This window comes from Polaribacter sp., assembly GCF_965656025.1.
Classification (GTDB): Bacteria; Bacteroidota; Bacteroidia; order Flavobacteriales; family Flavobacteriaceae; genus Polaribacter.
Window position 1 is genome coordinate 4283 of the sequence record NZ_CBFHJT010000046.1, and the last position, 2284, is coordinate 6566.

Sequence of the window (2284 nt, forward strand, 5' to 3'; positions counted from 1 at the left end):
ATTTTATTGTTGATTGATATCTTAAATTTTTCAAATATTGTTAAATATATCTTTACTTTTATTTAACCAACTATAATACTCTTCAATATTTATGTATTGTTTAGCTTCACTAAGTATTTGAAGATTGGAATTTAAGATAATATAATAAGGTTGTGAAGCCGTTTGGAAGTTTAGATATTGAAAGGTTGACCATTTATCTCCAAAAGTTTCAATCGTTTTAAGATGATTTTCGCTAATTTTTATTTTGAATTGCTCTTCTTTAGGTAATTCTCTTCGATCATCTACATACAAAGAAATTAAGACATAATTTTCTTTTAAAAGTTGATATACTTTTGGTTTACTCCAAACATTTTCTTCCATTTTTCTGCAATTGACACATGCCCAACCTGTAAAATCTAAAAGTATTGGTTTGTTGTTTTCTTTAGCATATGCTAGACCTTCATCAAAATCCTTGAAACAATCTAAACCTAATGGACAATCAGAAGCTTGTTCATACAAACTATAAAAAGTTGGTGGTGGAAAACCTGCTAATAATTTTAAATGAGAATTTTTAGTTAAACCTGTACCCAAATAAATAACAAAAGCTGTTATTAAAATTGCAAAAGAAATTTTAGGAAAACTAAATTTCTTTTTACCATCGTGAGGAAAACGTATAACTCCAAAGAAATACAATGCCATTAAGATGAAAATAACCATCCAAATACCAATAAATACTTCACGTTTTAAAATACCCCAATGTGCAACTAAATCTGCATTTGATAAAAATTTGAAAGCCAATGCTAATTCTACAAAACCCAATAAAACTTTTACAGTGGTTAACCAACCACCAGATTTTGGTAACGATTTTAATAAGTTAGGAAACAAAGCAAAAAGTGCAAAAGGTAAAGCCAATGCAGCTCCAAAACCAGACATACCAGCAGTTAATTGAAATGCGCCACCATCACTTGTAAGAGAACCTGCAAGTAATGAACCCAAAATAGGACCTGTACAAGAAAATGAAACCAAAGCCAAGGTAACTGCCATAAAGAAAATACCAATTAAACCTCCAGAATTTGAAGCATTGTCCATTTTACTCGACCAAGAATGAGGTAATGTTAATTCATAATAACCAAAGAAAGAAAAAGCAAAAAAGATAAATATGATAAAGAAAATAATATTTAGCCAAATATTAGTGGATATTGTATTTAAGATTTCTGGGTTAACTGAATCTAAAAAATGAAATGGGATGCTTAATGCTACATAGATTACAATAATAAATACACCATATAAAACTGCGTTTTTAATACCTTTTGATTTTGTACCAGATTGTTTTGTAAAGAAGGATACTGTAAGTGGAATCATTGGAAAAACACAAGGTGTAAGTAATGCTACTAAACCACCTAAAAAACCAAGAACAAAAATTTTCCATAGATTACCATCAGAACTAACCACTCCTGAACTTGCATTTAATTTCTCTTTATTTTTAAGGTTTAATATTAGTTGATTACTTAATTCTTTACTACGTTCATCTACAGAAATATTTTCTAGCTTTATTATACCACCATTCAAAGAAATTACAAAATTTTCTTCTTTATTGATACAAATATCTTTACATACCTGATATTCTAGATGAATATTTATTTGATTTAAAGTGTCAGAAATTATTTTTATTTGTTGCGTAAATTGAACTTTATTTAAAAAGTAAGTTTCATCCACTCCAAACACTTCATTATAGGCTTTTACAGTGGCACTTTCTTTTGCAAGGCCTATAAGTTCATAATTTTGTTCTTTATTTTCAAAAGTTAACACTGATGGTAAAGAACCATCTTCACTAGTAAATTGAGAAAAGACATGCCATTCTTTATCAATATTACCTGTTAAAATAATGTTGTATTCAGTTTTAGATATTTTTTCAACTTTTGAATCCCATTTTACAGGGTCAATGATGCCTTGTTGTGCATTGCTTAAAAAACAAATAAACGCTGCTATAAGTAAAAATATTTTTTTCATTTTTTGGTGTGTTTTTATTTTAAAAAACCACAAACACTTTTTTTATTTTATCCCCCAATAAAATAGGAAAGTGATGTGGCATTTTACTTTAATAGAATTTTTATTAAAAACTTAACGTTTAGTCCATTACAAATTTAAAAGCAACATTTATAATGTTAGCATTAAAAGTAGTGTTTCTATCATATCTAAAATACTTTAAATCAACACTTTTAAGACCCAATTGCCAGATGTGTGATGATGCAAAAATATCTGTATATGAAATGCCAAAACCAAATTGATTGGCATTAAAAGCAGA

1 protein-coding gene is annotated in these 2284 nt (G+C 28.0%); it reads right to left on the minus strand.

Annotation, left to right across the window (positions count from 1 at the left end; all coding sequences use genetic code 11):
• Positions 1–30: 30 nt before the first annotated feature.
• Positions 31–1989, minus strand: a complete 1959-nt coding sequence (locus ACTG3S_RS09595; RefSeq protein ID WP_439129144.1) for a protein-disulfide reductase DsbD family protein — start codon at positions 1987–1989, stop codon at positions 31–33.
• Positions 1990–2284: the final 295 nt, after the last annotated feature.